Here is an 18,657-nt window from a genome sequence, read left to right as displayed (position 1 = left end):
GTGTCTTATCGCGTTGACACGAGCAGCCGGGTCAACAGCGGACGGCGCGTCGCGACTTCGACGCTGCGTCGGAAGCCGGCTTCGGAGAGGAGCGCCGTGAGCTCCCCGACGGTGCGGCAGCGCCCGCTGCCCATCGCCAGGAGGTAGAGGCCGAAATAGGCGTCGGTGACCGGCTCGGCGCCGGGCGTACCGCTCATGGGCTCGGCGAGAATGAGACGCCCGCCGGGGGGGAGCGCCGCGTGCACGGCCTTGAGCAGGATGCGGACGGTCGCGTCGCCGTGGTCGTGCACCACCCGCACCAGGCTGATGGCGTCGGCGCCGGGCGGGAGCGGGTCCGACAGGAAGCTGCCGCCGAAGGCCTGGAAGCGGCCCGCGAGCCCGGCCCGGCCGGCCTGTTCCGTGGCGCGATGCGCCACCGCCGGCAGGTCGAAGAGTCGGAGTTGAAGCGCCGGCGCGAGGCGGCCGGCCGCCGCCAGGAAGGCGCCCTCGCCACCGCCGACATCCATGAGGCAGCGATGGCGCCGCATCGGGTAGGCCTCGAGGATATCCGCTGCGATCAGCGCCTGGGAGGCCGACATCAGCCCGCTATAGGAGGCCACCGACGCGGCCTCCAGCGCGGCCCCGTCCCCGAGGGCATAAGGCCAGTATCCGCCGAGACGGGTCGGTCCCGCCTCGCCGCGCAGGAGCGCGACGGGATCGCGCAGGTCGTCGTAGAGCAGCGCGTGGTGCTCGATCATCCGGCCAATCGCGGGGTTCCCGATCAGGGCCGCCCCGAGATCGGCCAGGAGATAGCGGCCGTCCGGCAGCCCGCGGATCAAGCCGAGGGAGGCCGCGGCCTTGAGCAGACGCGTCCCGGCCTCGGGGGACAGTCCCATCCGGTGGGCCAGCGCCGCGCCCGGCACCGGGCCGTCCGACAGGAGGCCGAAGAGGTCGAGCCGGACACAGGCGAACAGCGTCTGCGAGTAGGTGAACCCCGCGCAGAGATCGAACAGCGCGCGGGTGTTCGACCGCGCGATCCGCCGCGTCAGCGGAAAGCCGGCGGCCCAGCGCTGAAAGCGCGGATCGGCGATGATGCGGGCCCGGAGCGCGTACCAGCGCGCCCGGAGCCCCCCGATGCCGGGCGGAAGCGGTGGATCGAGGGTGGCGCCGCGCGCCACCTCACGCCAGCTCCCGCGCGAGGCTCGCCGGCAGGAAAAGCCGGGTTTGCGCCTCGATTTCGGCGCGCAGCGTTTCGGCGCCGGGACAATCCGGAATGACCTCGACGGCCTCGCGCACCAGGCGCTTCAGGTGCGTGAGCGCCCCGCCCATCCCGAGGAGCGCGGCCGCGTTCGGGCGGCCGAGCGTCGAGTCGCGGCCGACGGGCTTGCCGACCTCCTCCTGGCGGCAGGCGACGTCGCGCAGATCGTCGGCCACCTGGTAGGCCTCGCCCAGGCATTCGCCGAGGAGGCGCCAGGGCAGCGACGGAGCGCCCGCGGCGGCGGCCCCCGTGACCGTCGCGGCGGCGAACAGCGCCCCGGTCTTGGCCTGCTGATACTCAGTCAACGCCACGGTCGGCTCCGATTCCCAGGCCTGACCGGCGGCGATTCCCGACGGCGAACCGGCCGCCCGGGCAACGAGGCCGACGAGGGCGGCCAGCCGTTTCGGATTCCGGGCCGCGCCGCGCGCGAGGGTCTCGAAGGCGGAGACGATGAGGGCGTCGCCCGTCAGCACCGCGAGGGGCTCGCCGAAGGCGGCGTGGACGGAGGGTTGGCCGCGCCGGAGGGGCGCATCGTCGAAGCAGGGCAGGTCGTCGTGGACGAGGGAGGCGCAGTGAAGGAGCTCGATGGCGGCGGCCGCGGCGTCCGAGGCCGCCGGATCGTCGTCGCCGCAGGCCCGGGCCACGGACAGGCACAGGCGCGGGCGGATCCGGTGCCCGCCGGGGAAGACGGCGTAGCGGATCGACTCGGCGAGGCGTGGCGGCGCTCCGGGCGCCTCCAGGTGCGCGACGGCGGCGTCGAGGGCGGTCTCGATGCGACGGTTGGCGTCCATTGGCCGTCTCTCCCGTGTCACTTGTTCTTGCTTAATCAAAGTGTCAGTATTTATTGACAGTCGTCAAGACGGATCCGCTTGACGGGAGGAAGCCACGTGAAGGTCGTCGTCATCGGTGCCGGCATTGGCGGTCTGGTCGCCGCGCTGCGGCTCGCCCATGCGGGCCTCGACGTGACGGTGCTGGAACGGGGGCAGCGGCCGGGCGGCAAGATGCGGCGTGTACCGGTGGGCGGGACGGCGGTCGATGCCGGCCCCACCGTGTTCACGATGCGCTGGGTCTTCGAGGAAATCTTCGCCGAATGCGGCGCGGACCTCGGCGCCCATGTCGGGCTGGAGCCGGCTGCGATCCTGGCCCGGCATGCCTGGGGGCCCGGCGAACAGCTCGACCTCCACGCCGATCCGGACGCCTCGGAGGCGGCGATCGCGGAATTCGCCGGGCCGCGCGCGCGCGACGGATACCGCCGGTTCCGCGCCCGCGCCGCCGAGGTCTACGCCACCCTGGAGGGGCCCTTCATCCGGGGCGAGCGCCCGAGCCCGATCGACCTGACCCGACAGGCCGGCCTCTCGGGCCTGGGCGACCTCTGGCGCATCCAGCCCTTCACCACCCTGTGGCGCGCCCTCGGCGACTACTTCACCGATCCACGGCTGCGGCAGCTCTTCGGCCGCTACGCAACCTATTGCGGCTCGTCGCCCTTCGCGGCGCCCGCGACCCTGATGCTGGTGGCCCACGTGGAGAGCCAGGGCGTCTGGCACGTGGCCGGCGGCCTCAGCCGCCTCGCCGGCGCGGTCGCCGCGCTGGCCGGGGAGCGCGGCGCCGCCTTTCGCTACGGGACGGCCGCCCGCGGCATCGCCGTGCAGGGCGGCCGCGTCGTCGGCGTCGACCTCGACGACGGCGAGCGGCTCCCCGCGGATGCCGTGATCTGCAACGCCGACGTGGCGGCCCTGGCCGATGGCCTGCTCGGACGCGACGCGGCCCGAGCCGCAGAGACCGTTCCGGCCTCCGAGCGCTCGCTCTCGGCGGTCACGCTCTGCGCGCAGGCGCGTGCCGCGGGCTTCCCGCTCGCGCGGCACACCGTGTTCTTCTCCGGCGACTACGCGGCGGAGTTCGCGCGCATTCGGGCCGGGCACCTGCCGGACGATCCCACGGTCTATGTCTGCGCGCAGGACCGATCCGACGCGAGCGCTCCGTCGGATCGGCCCGAGCGCCTGCTCTGCCTCGTCAACGCCCCGGCCCGGACCTTCAGCCCCTCGGAGATCGAGACATGCGTGACCACGATGCGGCGGCGCCTGAGCGCGAGCGGATTGACCCTCTCGGAGACGGCGGATCCGGTGACGACGGGCCCGGCGGAGTTCGCGCACCTGTTCCCGGGATCGGCGGGCGCGCTCTACGGGCGGGCGTCCCACGGCTGGATGGCCTCGTTCAAGCGCCCGGGCGCCCGCACGCGGATTCCGGGCCTCTACCTCGCGGGGGGGAGCGTGCATCCGGGTCCGGGGGTGCCGATGGCGGCGCAGTCCGGGCGGATCGCGGCGGACAGCCTGCTGCGGGACCGGAGCGGCGCCCGCGCTTCGATACGCGGGTGGATCGCGACGGCTACGTCTGGTGGTACGTCGATGCCCTGAGCGAGGACGGCCGTCAGGGCCTGACCATCATCGCCTTCATCGGCAGCGTGTTCTCGCCCTATTACGCCTGGGACCCCAGCCGCGACCCCTTCGACCACTGCGCCGTCAACGTCGTGCTCTACGGCGAACGGGCCAACCGCTTCTGCATGACCGAGCGGGGCCGGACGAGCCTGAGCCGGGATGCCGACCACATCCAGATCGGGCCGAGCGGCCTGTCCTGGGACGGCACCACGCTGACGATCCGCCTCGACGAGGTGACGGCGCCGATCCCCACCCGGGTCCGAGGGACGGTGCGCCTGCGCCCGGGGGGCTTCACGCCGGGCCCGCACCCTCTCGATGCGGGGGGCCAGCACCGCTGGTGGCCGATGGCGCCCTCCTCCCCGGTCGAGGTGGCGCTGGAGGAGCCCGGGATCGCCTGGCGCGGAACCGCCTACTTCGACACCAACCACGGCGACACGTCGCTCGAGGCCGCCTTTCGCGACTGGACCTGGTGCCGGGCCGACCTGCGCGACGGGGCGGCGATCCTGTACGACGTCAACCGGACGGACGGCACCGGGCAGGAACTCACCCTGTGCTTCGCCGCCGACGGGACGCCCCGGGACATCGACCCGCCGCGGCGCGTCGCCCTGCCGCCGACGCGGTTCTGGCGCATGCCGCGCAGTACGCGGAGCGACGATGATCGCGTGGAGGTCGCGCGAACCTTCGAGGACACGCCGTTCTACGCGCGGTCCTGTCTCCGCGCGACCCTGCGCGGCGAGGCGGTGCGACCGGTCCACGAGAGCCTGTCGCTCACGCGTTTCAGCCACCCCCTGGTGCGGCTGATGCTGCCGTTCCGGATGCCGCGCCGGACGCGCTGAGGCGGATCAGGACGGCGGGCCCTCGGCCCGCTCGGCCGCCGCGCGCGCGGCCGCCGCCCGGTCGCGCCGGATGCCGCGCTTCAGGACCACGCGCTGCCAGGTCGCCAACCCCAGGGCGAGCGCGAAGACGAGACCGATGTCGAAGGCGGCGAAGAGCGGGTCGATCACGGACCGGCCGGGACCGTGGCCTCGCGCTCGCGCAGGGTCTCGATGAGGTCGAGGACCCGGGCGACCTGGGCGGGAACGTTCCACCAGGCGGGGGGCACCGGCACGGGTTGGGCGGCCACGGCCTCCACCAGGAAGGCGGTCTCGGCCAGGGGCGGCGCGGTTCGGTCGGGCATGACCGAACCGGGCATGAGTAATCCGGGCATGACCAAGTCGGGGGCGGCCAAGTCGGGCCGGGCCAAGCCGAGGCTAGACGTGAGGGGCAGCAGCGCGCGGGCCATCAGGACGGCCTTGCGACGGCCGGCGACCCGCGCCCGGTTGGCGACCGGGTCGAGGCCGCGTCGCTCGAGATCGCGGCCGATCTCGGCGTAGATCAGGCGGGCGGCCCGGATGGCGGGTCGGCAATCCAGGGGCAGCCCGGGAATGCCGGCCTCGGCACGCGCGTAGAGCGATTCGGCGACCGCGAGGAGGCGACCGACGATCGCCCGCAGCGCCGGGCCCGCGACCGGGTTCGCCAGGAAGGCGTCCGGGTCGAGGCCGGTCTCCCGCATCCAGGCCAGCGGCAGATAGAGCCGCCCGGCCCGAGCGTCCTCGCCGACGTCGCGGGCGATGTTGGTGAACTGCATGGCGACGCCGAGGTCGCAGGCGCGGGCGAGCACGGCGCCGTCGCGCACGCCCATCAGCACGGTCATCATCGCGCCGACGCTGCCGGCGACCCGAGCCGCATAGGCGGTGAGGTCGGACAGGGTCTCGTAGCGCCGCCCCTGCGCGTCCCAGGCCAGCCCCTCGATGAGGGCGGCGGGCAGGGCCTGGGGCAGCCTGTGGGCGGCCACGAGGTCGGCCATGGCCCGGTCGGCGGAGGAATCGGACGGGGCGTCGTCGTAGATGCGGGCGAGGCGCGCGGCGAGGCGCGCCAGGGCGGCCGGACGGTCGCGGGCGAGCGCGTCGTCGACGGCATCGTCGGAGAGGCGGCAGAAGGCGTAGAGCCCGTAGGCCGGGCGCCGGACCCGCGCCGGCAACAGGGCGGAGGCGACGAAGAAGCTGCGCGAACCGTCCCGGATCGCGGCCCGGCAGGCGGCATGGTCAGCCGCATCCGCGTGGGGCATCACCCAGAGCGGCGGCCGCTCCGGCCCGCGCCGGACGGCCTCGAACAGGGTGAGCGCGGGCCGGAGGGGTTCGGGCGGAAGCGGTTCGGGCCGGCGGGTGAGACCCTGCGACCTGTCAGGCGAAGAGACGCGCATCCGGCACCACCGTGTCGAGGACCTTGGCCGAGGACAGGACGCCGGGGAGCCCGGCCCCCGGATGGGTGCCCGCGCCGACGAGGTAGAGATTGCGGAACGCCGACGAGGCGTTGTGCGGACGGAACCAGGCCGACTGCGTCAGCACAGGCTCGAGGCCGAAGCCGGAGCCGCGGAAGCTCCGGAAATCGCCGGCGAAATCCGCCGGCGTGGTGACGCGGGAGGTGACGATCGCGTCCGAGAGGCCCGGCATCACCGAGCTCTCCAGGCTGTCGGCGATGGCCTTCCGGTAGGGTTCGGCCAGCACCGACCAGTCCTGCCCGCCGGCGAGATTCGGCACCGGGGCCAGCACGTAGAAGGCATCGCAGCCCGGCGGCGCCAGGAGCGGGTCGGTGGCGGTGGGGCGGTGCAGGTAGAGGCTGAAATCCGGCGCCAGGACCTTGCGGACGAAGATGTCCTCGATCAGCGCGCGGTAGCGCGGCCCCATCAGGATGGTGTGGTGGGCGATGTCGGGGAACTGCCGGTTCGTGCCGAAGTACCAGACGAAGAGGCCCATGGAGGAGGACGAGGCCTTGAGCTTCGCCCGGTGCCAGGACCGGCCCTCCTCGCCGAGCAGCGACAGGTAGGTCTCGGCGGAATCCGCGTTCGAGACGACGATGTCGGCGGGGATGCGGGTGCCGTCGGCGAGGGTGACTCCGGTGGCCGCCCCGGCCGCGACGTCGATCCGGGCCACGTCGGCCCGGTAGCGCACGGTGCCGCCCTGCCCCTCGATCAGCCCGACGAGGCCGTCGACCAGGCGTCCGGTGCCGCCCATGGCGAAATGCACGCCCCAGCGGCGCTCCAGATGCGCGATCAGGCAGTAGATGGCGCTGGCCCGGAAGGGCGAGCCGCCGATCAGCAGGGGATGGAAGCTGAAGATGGTGCGCAGGCGCTCGTCGCGGATATGGCGCGCCACGAGGTCGTAGACCGAGCGATGACCGCCGAGGCGCAGCAGCGAGGGCGTGATCCGCAGCATGTCGCGGACCGACGAGAAGGCGACGTGCCCGAGTTCCTCGAACCCGACCCGGCAGATCGCGGCGCTGCGCGCCATGAAGCGCTCGTAGCCGGGGACGTCCTCGGGCGAGAACCGCGCCACCTCGGCCCGCATCGCTTCCGGGTCGCCGCTATAGTTGAAGGTGGCGCCGTCCGGGAAGCGGATGCGGTAGAACGGCAGCATCGGCGCCAGGGTGACGTCGTCGGCCATGCGCCGCCCGCACAGGCTCCAGAGCTCCTCGAACAGGAACGGCGCCGTGACGATGGTCGGCCCGGCATCGAAGGTGAAGCCGTCCTGGCGGTGGACGCGGGCCCGTCCGCCGGGCCGATCCAGGCGCTCCAGCACAGTCACCCGGTAGCCTCGGGCGCCGAGACGCACCGCCGCCGCCAGCCCGCCGAAGCCACTGCCGATCACCACCGCGTGCGGGCGGGGAGACCGGGTCGTCGCGAGGCTCGGCGAGTCGGCAAGTGTCAACATAGTCTGACACTATTCGCGTCAGGCCGTCGGGCGCAAGCGCGATTCTGCGCGCGCTTCCCACGCATGACGTTCGCCGGGATCCCGAACGCGACGGGTGTCGGGGCAGGCTCAGCGGCGGGCTTCGGTCATCATCCGGACGGCGAGGCCGGCCAGGACCGTTCCCATGACCCAGCGCTGGACGAGGGCGAAGGAGGGCCGGCGCGTCAGGAACAGGGCGATCGCCCCCGCCGAGAGCGCGACGGCGGCGTTGACCATGACGCTGAGGGCGATCTGGATCGCCCCGAGGCTGAGGGCCTGGGCGAAGACGCTGCCCCGGGCGGGATCGATGAACTGCGGCAGCAGCGACAGGTAGATCACCGCGATCTTCGGATTGAGCAGGTTCGTCAGGAAGCCCATCAGGAACAACTTGCGGGGGCTGTCCTGCGGCAGGGCCTTCACCGCGAAGGGGGAGCGCCCGCCCGGGCGGACCGCTTGCCAGGCGAGCCAGAGCAGGTAGAGGCCGCCGACGAGGCGGATGGCGTCGTACGCATAGGGCACCGCCAGGACCAGGGCGGTGAGGCCGAAGGCGGCGCACAGCATGTAGACGACGAACCCGAGGGCGACGCCGCCCAGGGAGATCAGGCCGGCCCGTGGTCCCTGACAGATCGAGCGCGAGATCAGGTAGACCATGTTCGGCCCGGGCGTCAGGGCCATGCCGAGGGCGATCGCCGCGAAGGCGAGGAGGCTCGTGGTTCCGGGCACCGTGGGTCCAACTCCGTGTGAAGCTTAAGGGGACGCCGGCCCGGGAGGCGGCCGCGACCGACTGCGATCCGCGCCGGCTCCACGTCATCCCGCATCAGCCGCGCGATGGCCACGGGAAATCGCCGGGCGACCACAACCCCCACCGGTAAACCCTGGCGGAAGGGATCCCCGCGGAGACCGATCGTGCGGACGATCAGGGAACATTGGCCCGCGACGACCCGTCAATATCAGAGGTCGTCCGAACCAAAGGGCTCTGCCATGCCGCAAATGTTCGATTGGATCTTCTTCGCGATCATCCTGCCCGTCCCGGCCTATCTCGTCTGGGACTGGTATCAGCATCGCGCGGACCCGCAGGCGGAGCGGGATGCCAGACCGCGCTAGCGCGGCGTCTCCACATCCCAAGTCGCGCTAGCGCGACTTCTCCAACTGCCAGGTCAGGTGGGTCCGCACGGTCGGCCAGTCCGGCGCGACGATGCTGTAGACGCAGGTGTCCCGCAGGGAGCCGTCCGCCAGGCGCTGGTGGTGGCGCAGGATGCCGTCGAGGCGCGCCCCGAGGCGCTCGATGGCACGCCGGCTCGCCTGGTTCATCACATGGGTGCGGAATTCCACGGCGAGGCAGCCGAGGGTCTCGAAGGCGTGGCCCAGCAGCAGGCGCTTCGCCTCGGTGTTCAGGGGGGAGCGCTGGACCCGTGCGGCGTACCAGGTCGAGCCGATCTCCACCCGCGGCCCGGCGGCGTCGATGTTCATGTAGGTGGTCATCCCGACGGGACGGCCGCCGGGTCCGTCGAGGACGGTGAAGGGCAGCATCGTGCCCGCGTCCTGCAGGCCGAGGCGGCGCTCGATCTCGGCGGCCATCCGCTCCGGCGCGGGGATCGCCGTGTACCAGAGGCGCCAGAGTTGGCCGTCCTGCACCGCCTCGGACAGGACCGCGGCGTGGTCCAGCGCCAGCGGCACGAGTTCGACATGCCGGCCGGTGAGGGTGACGGGCGTCAGGGCCATGGACAGCAACCTCGCGGACAGGCGCCGGGCCGGCGCCGTCTCCGGACATCCGCGATCGGACATCCTGCGTCCGTCGGTGCGACCGGGCCGCGGCCGCGTCAAGCCCCGGCGGACGGGTGTCCCGCGGCGATCTGCTCCTCGTAGGCCGCGATGATGGCGTCGGCGATGCGCGCCGGGTCCTCCTCGTGGGCGAGGTGCCCGAGATTGCGGATCAGGCGGACCCGGGCCTGGGGCAGCCGGTCCTTGAGGGCAAAGGCGGTTTCGGGAGCGATCGCCTTGTCGTCCCCGCCGACGAGCAGCAGCGTCGGCACCGCGAGCCGGCCGATCTCCCGATCGAGGGCGGCGAGGTCCCAGTTCGCCATCATGCCCAGCGCGCCGGCCACGTGGCCCGGACAGCGGAAGAGGCGCCGGTAGAGCTCGAGACCGCGGGCGTCGAGGCGCGAGCCGGTGCCGCGGATCAGGCGCTCCACCGCCGGACGGTCGGCGGTCCAGGCGAAGATCCGCGGGGTGACGGGGTTGAGGAACAGCATCCGGGCGAGCCCCGGGAACAGCACCGAGGCGAGGCCCGGAAACGGCGTCAGCGCGCCGTTCAGGGCCACCAGCAGGCGGGGCGCGAGCCCGTCGAGGCAGAGCCGGACCAGGATCGCCGCGCCGGCGGAATGCCCGACCACGAGGTCCGGCGACAGGTCGAGACTGCGCAGCAGGTCGCGGATCGCCGCCGCCATGCCGGGCAGGGACAGGCGCCCGGCGGGCAGCGGGTCGGTGAAGCCGTGGCCCGGCAGGTCCGGGGCCACGACCCGGAAGTGGTCGGCGAGCCGCGGCGCGAGGCCCGCCCAGGAATGGGTGGCGGCCCCGGTGCCGTGCAGGAGCAGGACGACGGGCGCGTCGGGCGCCCCGAACTCCTGCACGTGCCAGGTCAGGTCGGCGGCCCGGACGAAGCGGCTCGCGGCGCGGTTGGGCCAATCCGCGCCGTCGCGCTCCCACTGGGGCCGGTCGCTCGGCGCAGGCATCGCAGATCCTTCAGCGGGCCGAGCGGATCGCGGTGCTCATGGCCGCGGCATCGGCATAGGGAAGCGGGACATAGCGCGCGCCCATCGCTTCGGCGAGGCGCCGTGCGGCTTCCTGCGGCCGCGCCGCGGTGTCGATGAGGATCGTGCGGATCGCGGCGGCCCGCAGAAGGCCGGCGGCGTTCAGGGCCTCGGCGCCGGCCGCGGCCCGGCCGGGCGCACCGGAGCGGGCGACGTTGGCGCGCCCGTCGGTGAGCACCACCACCACCGGGGTTCCACCGCCGCGCCGGACGGCGCGGGCGAGGTCGCCGGCGGCGTCGAGGCCCGCGGCGAGGGGCGTGCCCCCGCCCCCCGGCAGGGCCGAGAGGCCGCGCCGGGCCCGGGCCAGGGCACGGGTGGGCGCCAGCACGATCTCGGCTTCGCTCCCCCGGAAGGCCACGAGGGCGACCTTGTCGCGGCGGACATAGGCCTCGGCCAGGAGCAGCTCGACGGCGCCCTTCGCCTCGGCCAGGCGTTCCAGGGCGGCCGAGCCGGAGGCATCGACGGCGAAGATGGTGGTGCTCTCGCCGCGCTGCCGGAACCGGGTGATGCGGAAATCTTCGCTGCGCACCTGAATCAGGCGCGGGGCTCCCCCCGCACCGGCCCGCAGACGCTGCCAGGGGGCGGCGGCGCGCAGGGTGGGCAGGAGGGCGAGGCGGCCAGTGCGGGGCGAGCCGGGCCTTGCGCCGGCCGGACGCCCGGAGCGCGGCGCCTGCATCACCGCGCCGACGCGGCCGGCCTTCGGCGCGGGCGGCGCCGGGCCGGCCTGCGCCAGCCGGGCGAGGAGATCCGGCGGGATCGCCGCGCGAGCGGCCTCGACGAGGCTCTCGGCCCCCGGTTCGAGGCCGGCCTCAGGGGGCGCGCCATCGTCCGGCGCCGGCGGCTCGGACCACTCCGGCGGCGCTGCATCCGCCTCCTCCGGGCTCGGGGGCAGGCGCGTGGCGCGCGGCGCCAGGACGAGGCAGGCGGCTTCGCGGAGATCCGCCGTGCCGAGCGCTCCCTCTTTCGCCAGGAGGCGCGCGACGCGCAGCGCCAGCAGCGGGGCCCGCAGGGAGGCGATGCCGAGCGCGACCGCGACTCCGCAGAGATCCGCCACCGCAGCGTCGATGTCGATGTCGACGTCCGGGTCGGCCGGGTCCGGCTCGGCTTCGGCCGCCGCCCCTTGCGTCTCGCCCCAGGCGATGCCGGTGAGGTCGAGGCGGAAGGCCAGGCGATCGGCCAGGGCCTCGGGAACCCGGGCGTCGTCGCCCTCCCCTTCGTCGAGGAGGATGAGGCCGATCCGCGCCGGCGCCCGCGCGGCCAGCCCGTCGCGCTCCGCCCGGACCTCGCCGGTGTCCAGGGCGGCGGCGAGGCGGGCGGCGGTGCCGGGCGAGAGGCGCTCCGCCATCGGCACGATCACGCACCCGCCATCCGCCTCGGACAGGAGGCCGGACTGGGCGACGGGGCGCCCGGCGGCCAGGGTCGCGGCGAGGTCGAGCCCGCCGAGGAGGCGGTCGTCGGCGATGCCCGCCGGCATCCGGCGGAAGGGCCGGCCGGATCCGAGTTCACCGGCGAGACGGTCGAGCCAGAGGTCCCGCACCGGGCCGGCCCCGGCCCGGACGACGACACCGCCGCAAACCTGCGGATCGGTGGCGACGAGGCGCGCCACGCGCAGGGCGCGGGCCCAGGCGGGGCTCATCGGGCGAGGAGGTCCTCCACGGCGCGGGCGACCCGCGCGGTGGAGCCGGATTCGTCGAGGGGATTGCGGCGCAGCCGGTGGCGCAGGGCCGAGGGGGCGATCCGGGCCAGGTGGTCGAGCCCCACGGTCTCGGCGCCCTCGTAGGCCGCGAGCGCCCGGGCGGTCCGCATCAGCGTGAGTTCACCGCGCAGGCCGTCGGTGCCCAGCGCCAGGCAGAGCCGCGCCGCGGCCTCCAGGGTGGCGTCGGGCACGCTCAGGCCGGGGAGCCGGGCGCGGGCGGCGGTGAGCGCCTTGCGGATGGCGCGGTCGGCCTTGGCGTAGGCGGCGCAGAACGCCGCCGGATCGCGCTCGTAGGCGTCGCGGCGGCGGACCACGTCGATGCGGGTCGGCAGGTCGGTGGGCGTCGTCACCTCGACGGCGAGGCCGAAGCGATCGAGGAGCTGGGGCCGCAACTCGCCCTCCTCCGGGTTGCCGCTGCCGACGAGGACGAACCGGGCCGGATGGCGGATGCTCAGGCCCTCGCGCTCCACGGTGTTCACCCCCGAGGCGGCGACGTCGAGGAGGAGATCGACCAGGTGGTCCTCCAGCAGGTTGACCTCGTCGATGTAGAGGAAGCCGCGATTGGCCCGGGCCAGCAGGCCCGGCTCGAAGGCCTTCTCCCCGCGGGTCAGGGCGCGCTCCAGGTCGAGGGCGCCGACGACCCGGTCCTCGGTGGCGCCGAGCGGCAGGTCCACCACCGGGACGGGGATGGATTCGGCGCGCAGGACCGGCTTCTCGCGGCACAGGTGACACTGCTCGGCCGGGCGGCCGGGATCGCAGGCATAGGGACAGCCGACCACGGCGGACATCGGTGGCAGCAGGGCGGCGAGGCCGCGGATCGCCGTCGACTTGCCGGTGCCGCGGTCGCCGAACACCAGCACGCCGCCCACGGACGGGTCGACGGCCGCGATCAGCAGCGCTTGGCGCATCTCGTCCTGGCCGACGATGGCCGAGAAGGGAAAGGTCGGCGCGGCCGCGCCCGGGTTGGTTCGCGGCGCCTTGCTCGACCCGGCGGCCCGAAGGATCGGCGGGGTCTCGCTCGCCGACGCCGCCGAGACCGGTTTCAGGGACATCGCTCGGATCGATCCGTTCACGATCATGGGCTTGAACTTCCTTGCGCGAAGCCGCGTACGCAGTCCCCTCCCCCCCCAAACGGGCGGAGGGTTCGCGTGTGTCCTACTCGGCCGCCGCGCGCTGGACGCCCATCCGGCCCCAGATCGTGCTCAGCGCGCCGACGAGGTGGTCGATATCCGCGTCGGAATGCAGGGGCGACGGCGTGATCCGCAGGCGCTCGGTGCCGCGCGGGACGGTGGGGTAGTTGATCGGCTGGACGTAGATGCCGAACTCGTCGAGCAGGGTGTCGCTGATCGCCTTGCACAGCACGGGATCGCAGACCATCACGGGCACGATGTGGCTGTCGTTCGGCAGATAGGGGATGCCGGCGGCGTCGAGGCGGGCGCGGACCGCGGCGACCCGCTCCTGGTGCCGGGCCCGCTCGGCCCCGCTCGCCTTGAGGTGGCGGATGCTGGCCGCGGCCCCCGCCGCCACGGCGGGCGGCAGGGAGGTGGTGAAGATGAAGCCGGAGGCGAAGCTGCGCACGAAGTCGCAGAGCTTGGCCGAGCCGGTGATGTAGCCGCCATGGACCGCGAAGGCCTTGCCGAGCGTGCCCTCGATCACGTCGAGGCGGTGGGCGAGGCCGTCGCGCTCCGAGATGCCGCCGCCCCGCGCGCCGTAGAGACCGACGGCATGGACTTCGTCGAGATAGGTCAGCGCGCCGTGCGCCTCGGCCACGTCGCAGATCTCCGCGATCGGGGCGATGTCGCCGTCCATCGAGTAGACCGATTCGAAGGCCACGATCTTCGGCCGGGCCGGGTCGACCAGGCGCAGCTTGCGGTCGAGATCCTCGGGGTCGTTGTGACGGAAGATGTGGCGCTCGGCGCGGCTCGCCTTGATGCCCTCGATCATCGAGGCGTGGTTGCCGGCATCCGAGAAGATCGCACAGCCGGGGAGCTGGCTCCCGAGGGTGCCGAGGGCCGCCCAGTTCGAGACGTAGCCGGAGGTGAAGAGCAGCGCGGCCTCCTTGGCGTGGAGGTCCGCGAGCTCGCGCTCCAGCAGAACGTGGTAGTGGTTGGTGCCCGAGATGTTGCGGGTACCCCCGGCCCCGGCCCCGCAGCGGTCCAGGGCCTCGTGCATGGCGTCGAGCACGGCCGGGTTCTGGCCCATGCCGAGGTAGTCGTTGGAACACCAGACAGTGACCGGCCGCGTGCCGGACGGCGTGTGGTGGGTGGCGTGCGGGAAGCGCCCCGCCTGCCGCTCGAGGTCGGTGAAGACGCGGTAGCGTCCCTCGCGATGCAGGCCGGCCAAAGCAGAGCCGAAGATCTCTTCGTAGTTCATGCCCGTCCCCTTCCCTCGTTGCACGGCGGGTTCTGGCCCGCTCGCCTCTCCTGCCGCCGCGGCGGCGTCGATCGCGCCGGTCCGCCGGAGCGGACCGGGAAACGGTTCAGCGTCCCTCGGCCTCGGCGAGGCAGGGCTCGCCGCCGCGGACGCCCTCCCCGCGCGCGGCCGGGACCGGCGACGGCACCGGTCCGCGCCGGTCCAGCTTCGGCAGGCTCCATTGCCAGAGCGCGGCCGAGGGCAGCGGCAGCATCAGGAAGCCGTGCTCCAGGGTGGCGAGCGCCATCAGGGTGGCCAGGATGCTGAGTCCGGCGACCTCGTGGGCGCTGACGCCCTCGGCCAGGGCCGCCAGCACCAGGGCGGCGGTGGCGAGGCCGGCCGCCGTGACCGAGACCGGGAACAGCGGGTTCATGGCGCGCACCCGCAGGTAGCTGCCGAGATAGGCGAGGTGCTCGGGCAGGAACTCGGCGTTGAGGTTGCGCACCCCGAGGAACAGGTTCAGCCGGGCGGAGAGGTTCATTCCCCACAGGACGAGGTAGGTCCACAGGGCGAAGAGGTTCGCCTGGCGCCAAGTCAGGGCCAGGATCGCGAGGCCGCCGGCGACGATGGCCGCCTCGTGCCACAGGCTGGTGGCCGCCGCCGCCCGGAAGCGCCGGAAGCCCCGTGCCTCGGGCGGGCAGCCCTCCGCCCGGGGGCCGGACACGAAGCCCATGTAGTAGCTCATCTCCTGCCAGCCCCAGACCACCAGGGCCGCCGTGAAGGCGACGTACGCGCTTCCCGCGCTGGCATCCCCGGCCGAGGCGCCGATGGCCCAGAGGGCCAGGGCGAGCACGCCGGTGCCCGCCGCCATGCTGACCCCGTGCGTCGCGCGCGGGCGGTGGTCGAGGAGCAGGATCAGGCCGGTGGAGAACCACCAGACCAGCACCGCATAGAGGGCGGGAAGCGCGTAGGCGGCCATCCTACCAGACCGGCTCGAGGCGGATCTCCGCCGGCATCGGGTTGTCGCGGGTCGGCAGGGCGTAGAGCCGGGCGAAGTTCAGCGCCGAGGCGGCGACCCACGCGCCCTGCTTGAGCCGGCCGAGCAGGCCGCCCTGCGCCTTGGCATCGGCGATGCCCACCGAGCAGGCGAGCAGCCGGTCGAGGGCCTGCTTGAAGCGCGGATTGTCGAGGTCCAGCGTCAGCGGGAAGGTCTGCTTCGAGATCTCCGAGGTGATCCGGAAGACCTGGAAGTCGTAATCGGTCGGATCGACGCCGAGGGCCTCGTGGAAGGCCGGCCGGCAATGGTCGCGGACATACATCGTCGCGAAGACCGCCAGGAGGAAGAACTTGATCCAGTAGCGGTTGAGGCCCGAGGTCAGCTTCGGGTTGGCGCGCATGAGCAGGGCGAAGGCCTCGCCATGGCGGAACTCGTCGTTGCACCACTTCTCGAACCACTTGAAGATCGGGTGGAAGCGGCGCTCCGGCTTGCTCTCCAGCTCCCGGAAGATGGTGATGTAGCGGGCGTAGCCGATCTTCTCCGACAGGTAGGTGGCGTAGAAGATGAACTTCGGCCGGAAGAAGGTGTACTTCTTCGAACGCGTCAGGAAGCCCAGATCGACGCCGATGCCGAAATCCTTCAGCACGTCGTTGATGAAGCCGGCATGGCGCGCCTCGTCCCGGCTCATGAAGCCGAACAGCTCGCGGATGTCGGGGTTCTTCGCGCGCTTGCGCATCTCGGCGTAGAGCACGCAGCCCGAGAACTCGGCGGTGATCGACGACACCAGGAAGTCCATGAACTCCTTGCGCAGGGCCGGGTCGAGCCCGGACATGTCGCAGTCGAAATCCGCGTTGCGCGTGAAGTGGCGCTTGTTCGGATCGGCGCGCAGCTCCGCGATGAGCTTGGTCCACTCCGCCCGGACGGGCTCGACGTCGGTGCGGTCGAGCTCCTCGAAGTCGGTGGTGTAGAAGCGCGGAGACAGGAACGTCGTCTCCTGCGCGGCCTTGGTGGCCTCGTTGAGGGGCGGTTTCGGCGCGGGAGCCTTGGGAACGGACTGCTGGATGGCTGCGGTCACAGGCGCCTCCTCTCGGAAAAGCTGACTTCGTAGAGTTCGGTGAGTTCGAGGTGGCCCGCGAGCTTGGTCCAGAGCCGCTCGAGGCGGCCGGCGCGGGTCACGGTGGCGGTCCGGCGCACGACGAGGCGTTCGCCGTAGGGCACCGAGGTGGGCGCGTCGTGCACCTGCACGGCGTCGCCGGGCTCGATCTCGAAGCCGGCGTCGAGGACCACGTGGGCGTGCAGGCTCTCGGGGGTCTGCTCGATCTCGACGGTGCAGGGGACGTCGACGGTGCGGCGTCCGTTCAGCCAGGCCATCATCGTGCGGCTCCGTCTCGAGGCATCAGGCGGGCGAAGGCGGCGAAGTTCGAGGGCCCGAAGGCGCCGAAATCGACGCTGCGGCCGGTAAGCGCGTCGTCGAGCCGGAGCGAGCCGTCGTCGAAGCGCGTCAGGCGGAAGGGGACGTCGCGCGGCAGGCCGGCCCGGAGCCGCCCCTGCGCGAAGCCCCGCAGGGTGGCGCGGATGAAGTTGTCCTCGCCGGGCCGGACGGTGGCGACGAGGTCGCCGTGCTCGGCCTCCCGCAGGGTGATCGCGCCGTCCGCCGCGTCGTCGACCCGGAGGGCGAGGCTCTGGACGGGGCGCGCCGGCTCCATCCGGGTCAGGCCGATGCTCTCGACCCGGCCGACCGTGACGGCCGCGACGACGAAGCCGAGGAGGAGGCCGACGCCGAGGACGAGGCCCCGCGAGGTGCGGCCGGCGGTGCGTGCGAGGGGATGCGGGTTCGCTGGAGTCATGGGATCAACTCGCGGTGGCGAGGCGTGGGACGGGGGCCGCGCGCGGCCTCAGGATGACCGGGCCGGCCGCCTCCTCCGGCGCCTCGCGATGGGCGGCCAGCGCGCGGGCCAGGATTGCGGCCACCTCGGCCCCCTGCGCCACGGTGCGGAGCATCGGCGCGGGCCGGTTCACCTGCCAGGGCCGGGCGTGGGGCCAGAGGTGGAGGTAGGCGACGCGGTTGCCCAGGCGCAGGCGCAGGGGCAGATCGGCGCTGCCGTCACGGTAGAGGTGACAGCCCGCCTCCTCCACCAGGGCGAAGGGCAGGTTCAGGGTCATCGGCAGGGCGATGCCGATCCGCATCACCACCCGGCGGTTGGTGATGGTGTAGGTGGTGGTGCGGGCCGAGAGCCAGCCGAGGACGCCCAGGAGCAGCACCGCGCCGGTGCCGATCGCCAGGGTCGGCAGGGCAAGGGAGGCGGCCTCCCGCCCCTGTCCGGCCAGGGCCGCCGGGAGCGCCGCCCAGAGGGCCAGCCCGGCGAACCAGAGGCCGACGAGGCGCAGATGCAGCGCCCGGAAGGCGATGCCGAAACCGCAGGGGCGGCCCTGCCAGAGAATGTGCTCGCCGGCCGGCAGCGGTGCCGGCAGGCCCGGTGGCGCGTCGAAGGCGTTGGCGGGCAGGTGCGGCGCGGGCCGCGTCTTCGGGTTGTGCGGCGCGGGCCGCGTCTTAGCGTTGTGCGGCCTGGGCCGCAGGCTGGACCGGCTCACAGGATGGCCTCCTGCCGGGTGGGCGTCGCGTAGAGGGTGCCGCCGCCGTAGAACGCCATGATGCGCTCCTCCTCGTTGAGGGTGACCGAATCCGGGTCCTTCGTGGTGGGGACGTCGGCGAACTGGTGCGCCAGCAGGGCTTCGCAGGTCACGCGCTGCGAGAACCGGCCGGTCCGGCAGAAGGTGGCGGGCATCAGCACCCGTCGGCCGCCGGCGCCGAGCTCGACCTCGTAGTAGCGCACCATGGATTCCCCGCGATCGACCCAGAGATCGCTCACGGTTCCGGCCACCTGCCGGTCGGCCCCGAACACCGACATGCCGATGGGGTTCGGCCCGAGTTCATGGACCATGAAGTGCTCGGCGACCCGCAGGGGCACGATGCGCTTCTCGCGATCCCAGGTCTCGTCGTGGCTGTCCTCGCGGTTGGCGTAGGAGCCGGGACCGATGGCGTCGTGCAGGCCGTCCGTATCGGGCTCGAGCGGGGCGCCCGGCCAGACCTCGTGCTTGTGGCCGCGATAGTTCCAGGGGGTGCGCTCGCCGGTCTGGGGCGCGTGCTTCACGTGGCCGTTGGAGAGCAGGAATTCCTTCGGCGAGGGGATCAGGAACGGGTCCGGCGGCATCGCCCGGCCGCGGGCGGCCTCGGATTCGAGCGGGTAGCCCTCGCGGCGATCTTCGCGGCGCAGGTAGAAGACGAGACCGGCGAAGAAGATCCAGAACGCGTAGAGGACCACCTGCGCGACGTCGACGTAGCCCGTGATTTCACCTCTCGGCATG

General features: G+C 73.2%; 20 protein-coding genes. 3 read left to right on the top strand and 17 right to left on the bottom strand.

All coding sequences use genetic code 11. The annotated features are described in order from the left end of the window. Positions 1-5: 5 nt before the first annotated feature. Both CRT23_RS11850 and CRT23_RS11845 read right to left on the bottom strand, forming a co-directional pair. The gene (locus CRT23_RS11850) at positions 6-1,157 is read right to left on the bottom strand and encodes a methyltransferase (protein WP_103709837.1); all 1,152 of its coding nucleotides are present in this window, start codon (positions 1,155-1,157) and stop codon (positions 6-8) included. Between the two features lies 1 nt (position 1,158). Then, on the bottom strand, positions 1,159-2,028 hold the full coding sequence (locus CRT23_RS11845) for a polyprenyl synthetase family protein (RefSeq protein ID WP_103709836.1): 870 nt from the start codon (positions 2,026-2,028) through the stop codon (positions 1,159-1,161). A gap of 96 nt (positions 2,029-2,124) precedes the next feature. On the opposite strand from CRT23_RS11845, the gene crtD reads away from it, so the two are divergent. Then, positions 2,125-3,648, top strand: a complete 1,524-nt coding sequence (gene crtD, locus CRT23_RS11840) for a 1-hydroxycarotenoid 3,4-desaturase CrtD (protein WP_245436151.1) — start codon at positions 2,125-2,127, stop codon at positions 3,646-3,648. Next, positions 3,606-4,505, top strand: coding sequence for a carotenoid 1,2-hydratase (locus CRT23_RS11835; RefSeq protein ID WP_181017326.1), 900 nt, complete (start codon positions 3,606-3,608; stop codon positions 4,503-4,505). The genes crtD and CRT23_RS11835 overlap by 43 nt, the downstream gene beginning before the upstream one ends. 6 nt (positions 4,506-4,511) lie before the next feature. On the opposite strand, the gene CRT23_RS28455 is transcribed toward CRT23_RS11835, so the two are convergent. The 4 genes from CRT23_RS28455 to CRT23_RS11820 all read right to left on the bottom strand — a co-directional run bounded on the left by CRT23_RS28455 (position 4,512) and on the right by CRT23_RS11820 (position 8,159). Further along, positions 4,512-4,673 (bottom strand): hypothetical protein, encoded by a 162-nt coding sequence (locus CRT23_RS28455; protein ID WP_181017325.1) that lies wholly within the window; start codon positions 4,671-4,673, stop codon positions 4,512-4,514. Further along, entirely contained in the window at positions 4,670-5,776 is a 1,107-nt protein-coding gene (locus CRT23_RS11830) for a phytoene/squalene synthase family protein (RefSeq protein WP_103709882.1), read from the bottom strand. The genes CRT23_RS28455 and CRT23_RS11830 overlap by 4 nt, the downstream gene beginning before the upstream one ends. 115 nt (positions 5,777-5,891) lie before the next feature. Then, on the bottom strand, positions 5,892-7,418 hold the full coding sequence (locus CRT23_RS11825; protein ID WP_103709834.1) for a phytoene desaturase: 1,527 nt from the start codon (positions 7,416-7,418) through the stop codon (positions 5,892-5,894). Between the two features lie 108 nt (positions 7,419-7,526). Continuing rightward, complete coding sequence (locus tag CRT23_RS11820; RefSeq protein WP_103709833.1) at positions 7,527-8,159, bottom strand: LysE family translocator; 633 nt, start codon at positions 8,157-8,159, stop codon at positions 7,527-7,529. Positions 8,160-8,417: 258 nt separating this feature from the next. Here CRT23_RS11820 and CRT23_RS29595 point away from each other — a divergent pair, with 258 nt between their 5' ends. Further along, entirely contained in the window at positions 8,418-8,540 is a 123-nt protein-coding gene (locus CRT23_RS29595) for a hypothetical protein (RefSeq protein ID WP_280951978.1), read from the top strand. A gap of 27 nt (positions 8,541-8,567) precedes the next feature. Here the strand turns inward: CRT23_RS29595 and CRT23_RS11815 are convergent, their stop codons facing one another. The 11 genes from CRT23_RS11815 to puhA form a co-directional block, all read right to left on the bottom strand. Beyond that, positions 8,568-9,158 carry a GNAT family protein gene (locus tag CRT23_RS11815; protein WP_103709832.1) on the bottom strand — a complete coding sequence of 197 codons (591 nt, stop codon included), beginning with the start codon at positions 9,156-9,158 and terminating at the stop codon, positions 8,568-8,570. Between the two features lie 98 nt (positions 9,159-9,256). Continuing rightward, on the bottom strand, positions 9,257-10,168 hold the full coding sequence (bchO, locus tag CRT23_RS11810; protein ID WP_103709831.1) for an alpha/beta fold hydrolase BchO: 912 nt from the start codon (positions 10,166-10,168) through the stop codon (positions 9,257-9,259). 10 nt (positions 10,169-10,178) lie between these two features. Further along, complete coding sequence (locus tag CRT23_RS11805) at positions 10,179-11,882, bottom strand: magnesium chelatase subunit D (protein WP_103709830.1); 1,704 nt, start codon at positions 11,880-11,882, stop codon at positions 10,179-10,181. Then, positions 11,879-12,994 (bottom strand): magnesium chelatase ATPase subunit I, encoded by a 1,116-nt coding sequence (bchI, locus tag CRT23_RS11800; protein ID WP_103709881.1) that lies wholly within the window; start codon positions 12,992-12,994, stop codon positions 11,879-11,881. The genes CRT23_RS11805 and bchI overlap by 4 nt, the downstream gene beginning before the upstream one ends. Before the next feature lie 103 nt (positions 12,995-13,097). Next, entirely contained in the window at positions 13,098-14,315 is a 1,218-nt protein-coding gene (gene hemA, locus CRT23_RS11795; RefSeq protein ID WP_055956058.1) for a 5-aminolevulinate synthase, read from the bottom strand. A gap of 106 nt (positions 14,316-14,421) precedes the next feature. After that, positions 14,422-15,273, bottom strand: a complete 852-nt coding sequence (gene puhE / locus CRT23_RS11790; RefSeq protein ID WP_103709829.1) for a putative photosynthetic complex assembly protein PuhE — start codon at positions 15,271-15,273, stop codon at positions 14,422-14,424. A 1-nt stretch (position 15,274) separates the two neighbouring features. Continuing rightward, positions 15,275-16,354, bottom strand: coding sequence for a magnesium-protoporphyrin IX monomethyl ester (oxidative) cyclase (gene acsF / locus CRT23_RS11785; RefSeq protein WP_103709880.1), 1,080 nt, complete (start codon positions 16,352-16,354; stop codon positions 15,275-15,277). 8 nt (positions 16,355-16,362) lie between these two features. Beyond that, positions 16,363-16,662: a hypothetical protein gene (locus CRT23_RS11780; protein WP_055956547.1), complete on the bottom strand. Its 300-nt coding sequence runs from the start codon at positions 16,660-16,662 to the stop codon at positions 16,363-16,365. After that, positions 16,662-17,138 (bottom strand): photosynthetic complex assembly protein PuhC, encoded by a 477-nt coding sequence (gene puhC / locus CRT23_RS11775; RefSeq protein ID WP_103709828.1) that lies wholly within the window; start codon positions 17,136-17,138, stop codon positions 16,662-16,664. Before puhC ends, CRT23_RS11780 begins: the two co-directional genes overlap by 1 nt. Before the next feature lie 4 nt (positions 17,139-17,142). Continuing rightward, entirely contained in the window at positions 17,143-17,883 is a 741-nt protein-coding gene (gene puhB, locus CRT23_RS11770; RefSeq protein ID WP_245436149.1) for a photosynthetic complex putative assembly protein PuhB, read from the bottom strand. Then, positions 17,880-18,656, bottom strand: a complete 777-nt coding sequence (gene puhA / locus CRT23_RS11765) for a photosynthetic reaction center subunit H (RefSeq protein ID WP_055956067.1) — start codon at positions 18,654-18,656, stop codon at positions 17,880-17,882. Before puhA ends, puhB begins: the two co-directional genes overlap by 4 nt. Position 18,657: the final 1 nt, after the last annotated feature.

Origin of the sequence: Methylobacterium sp. V23, assembly GCF_002917135.1 — a bacterium.
Taxonomy (GTDB): Bacteria; Pseudomonadota; Alphaproteobacteria; order Rhizobiales; family Beijerinckiaceae; genus Methylobacterium.
This window is presented reverse-complemented; position numbering and strand designations above follow the sequence as displayed.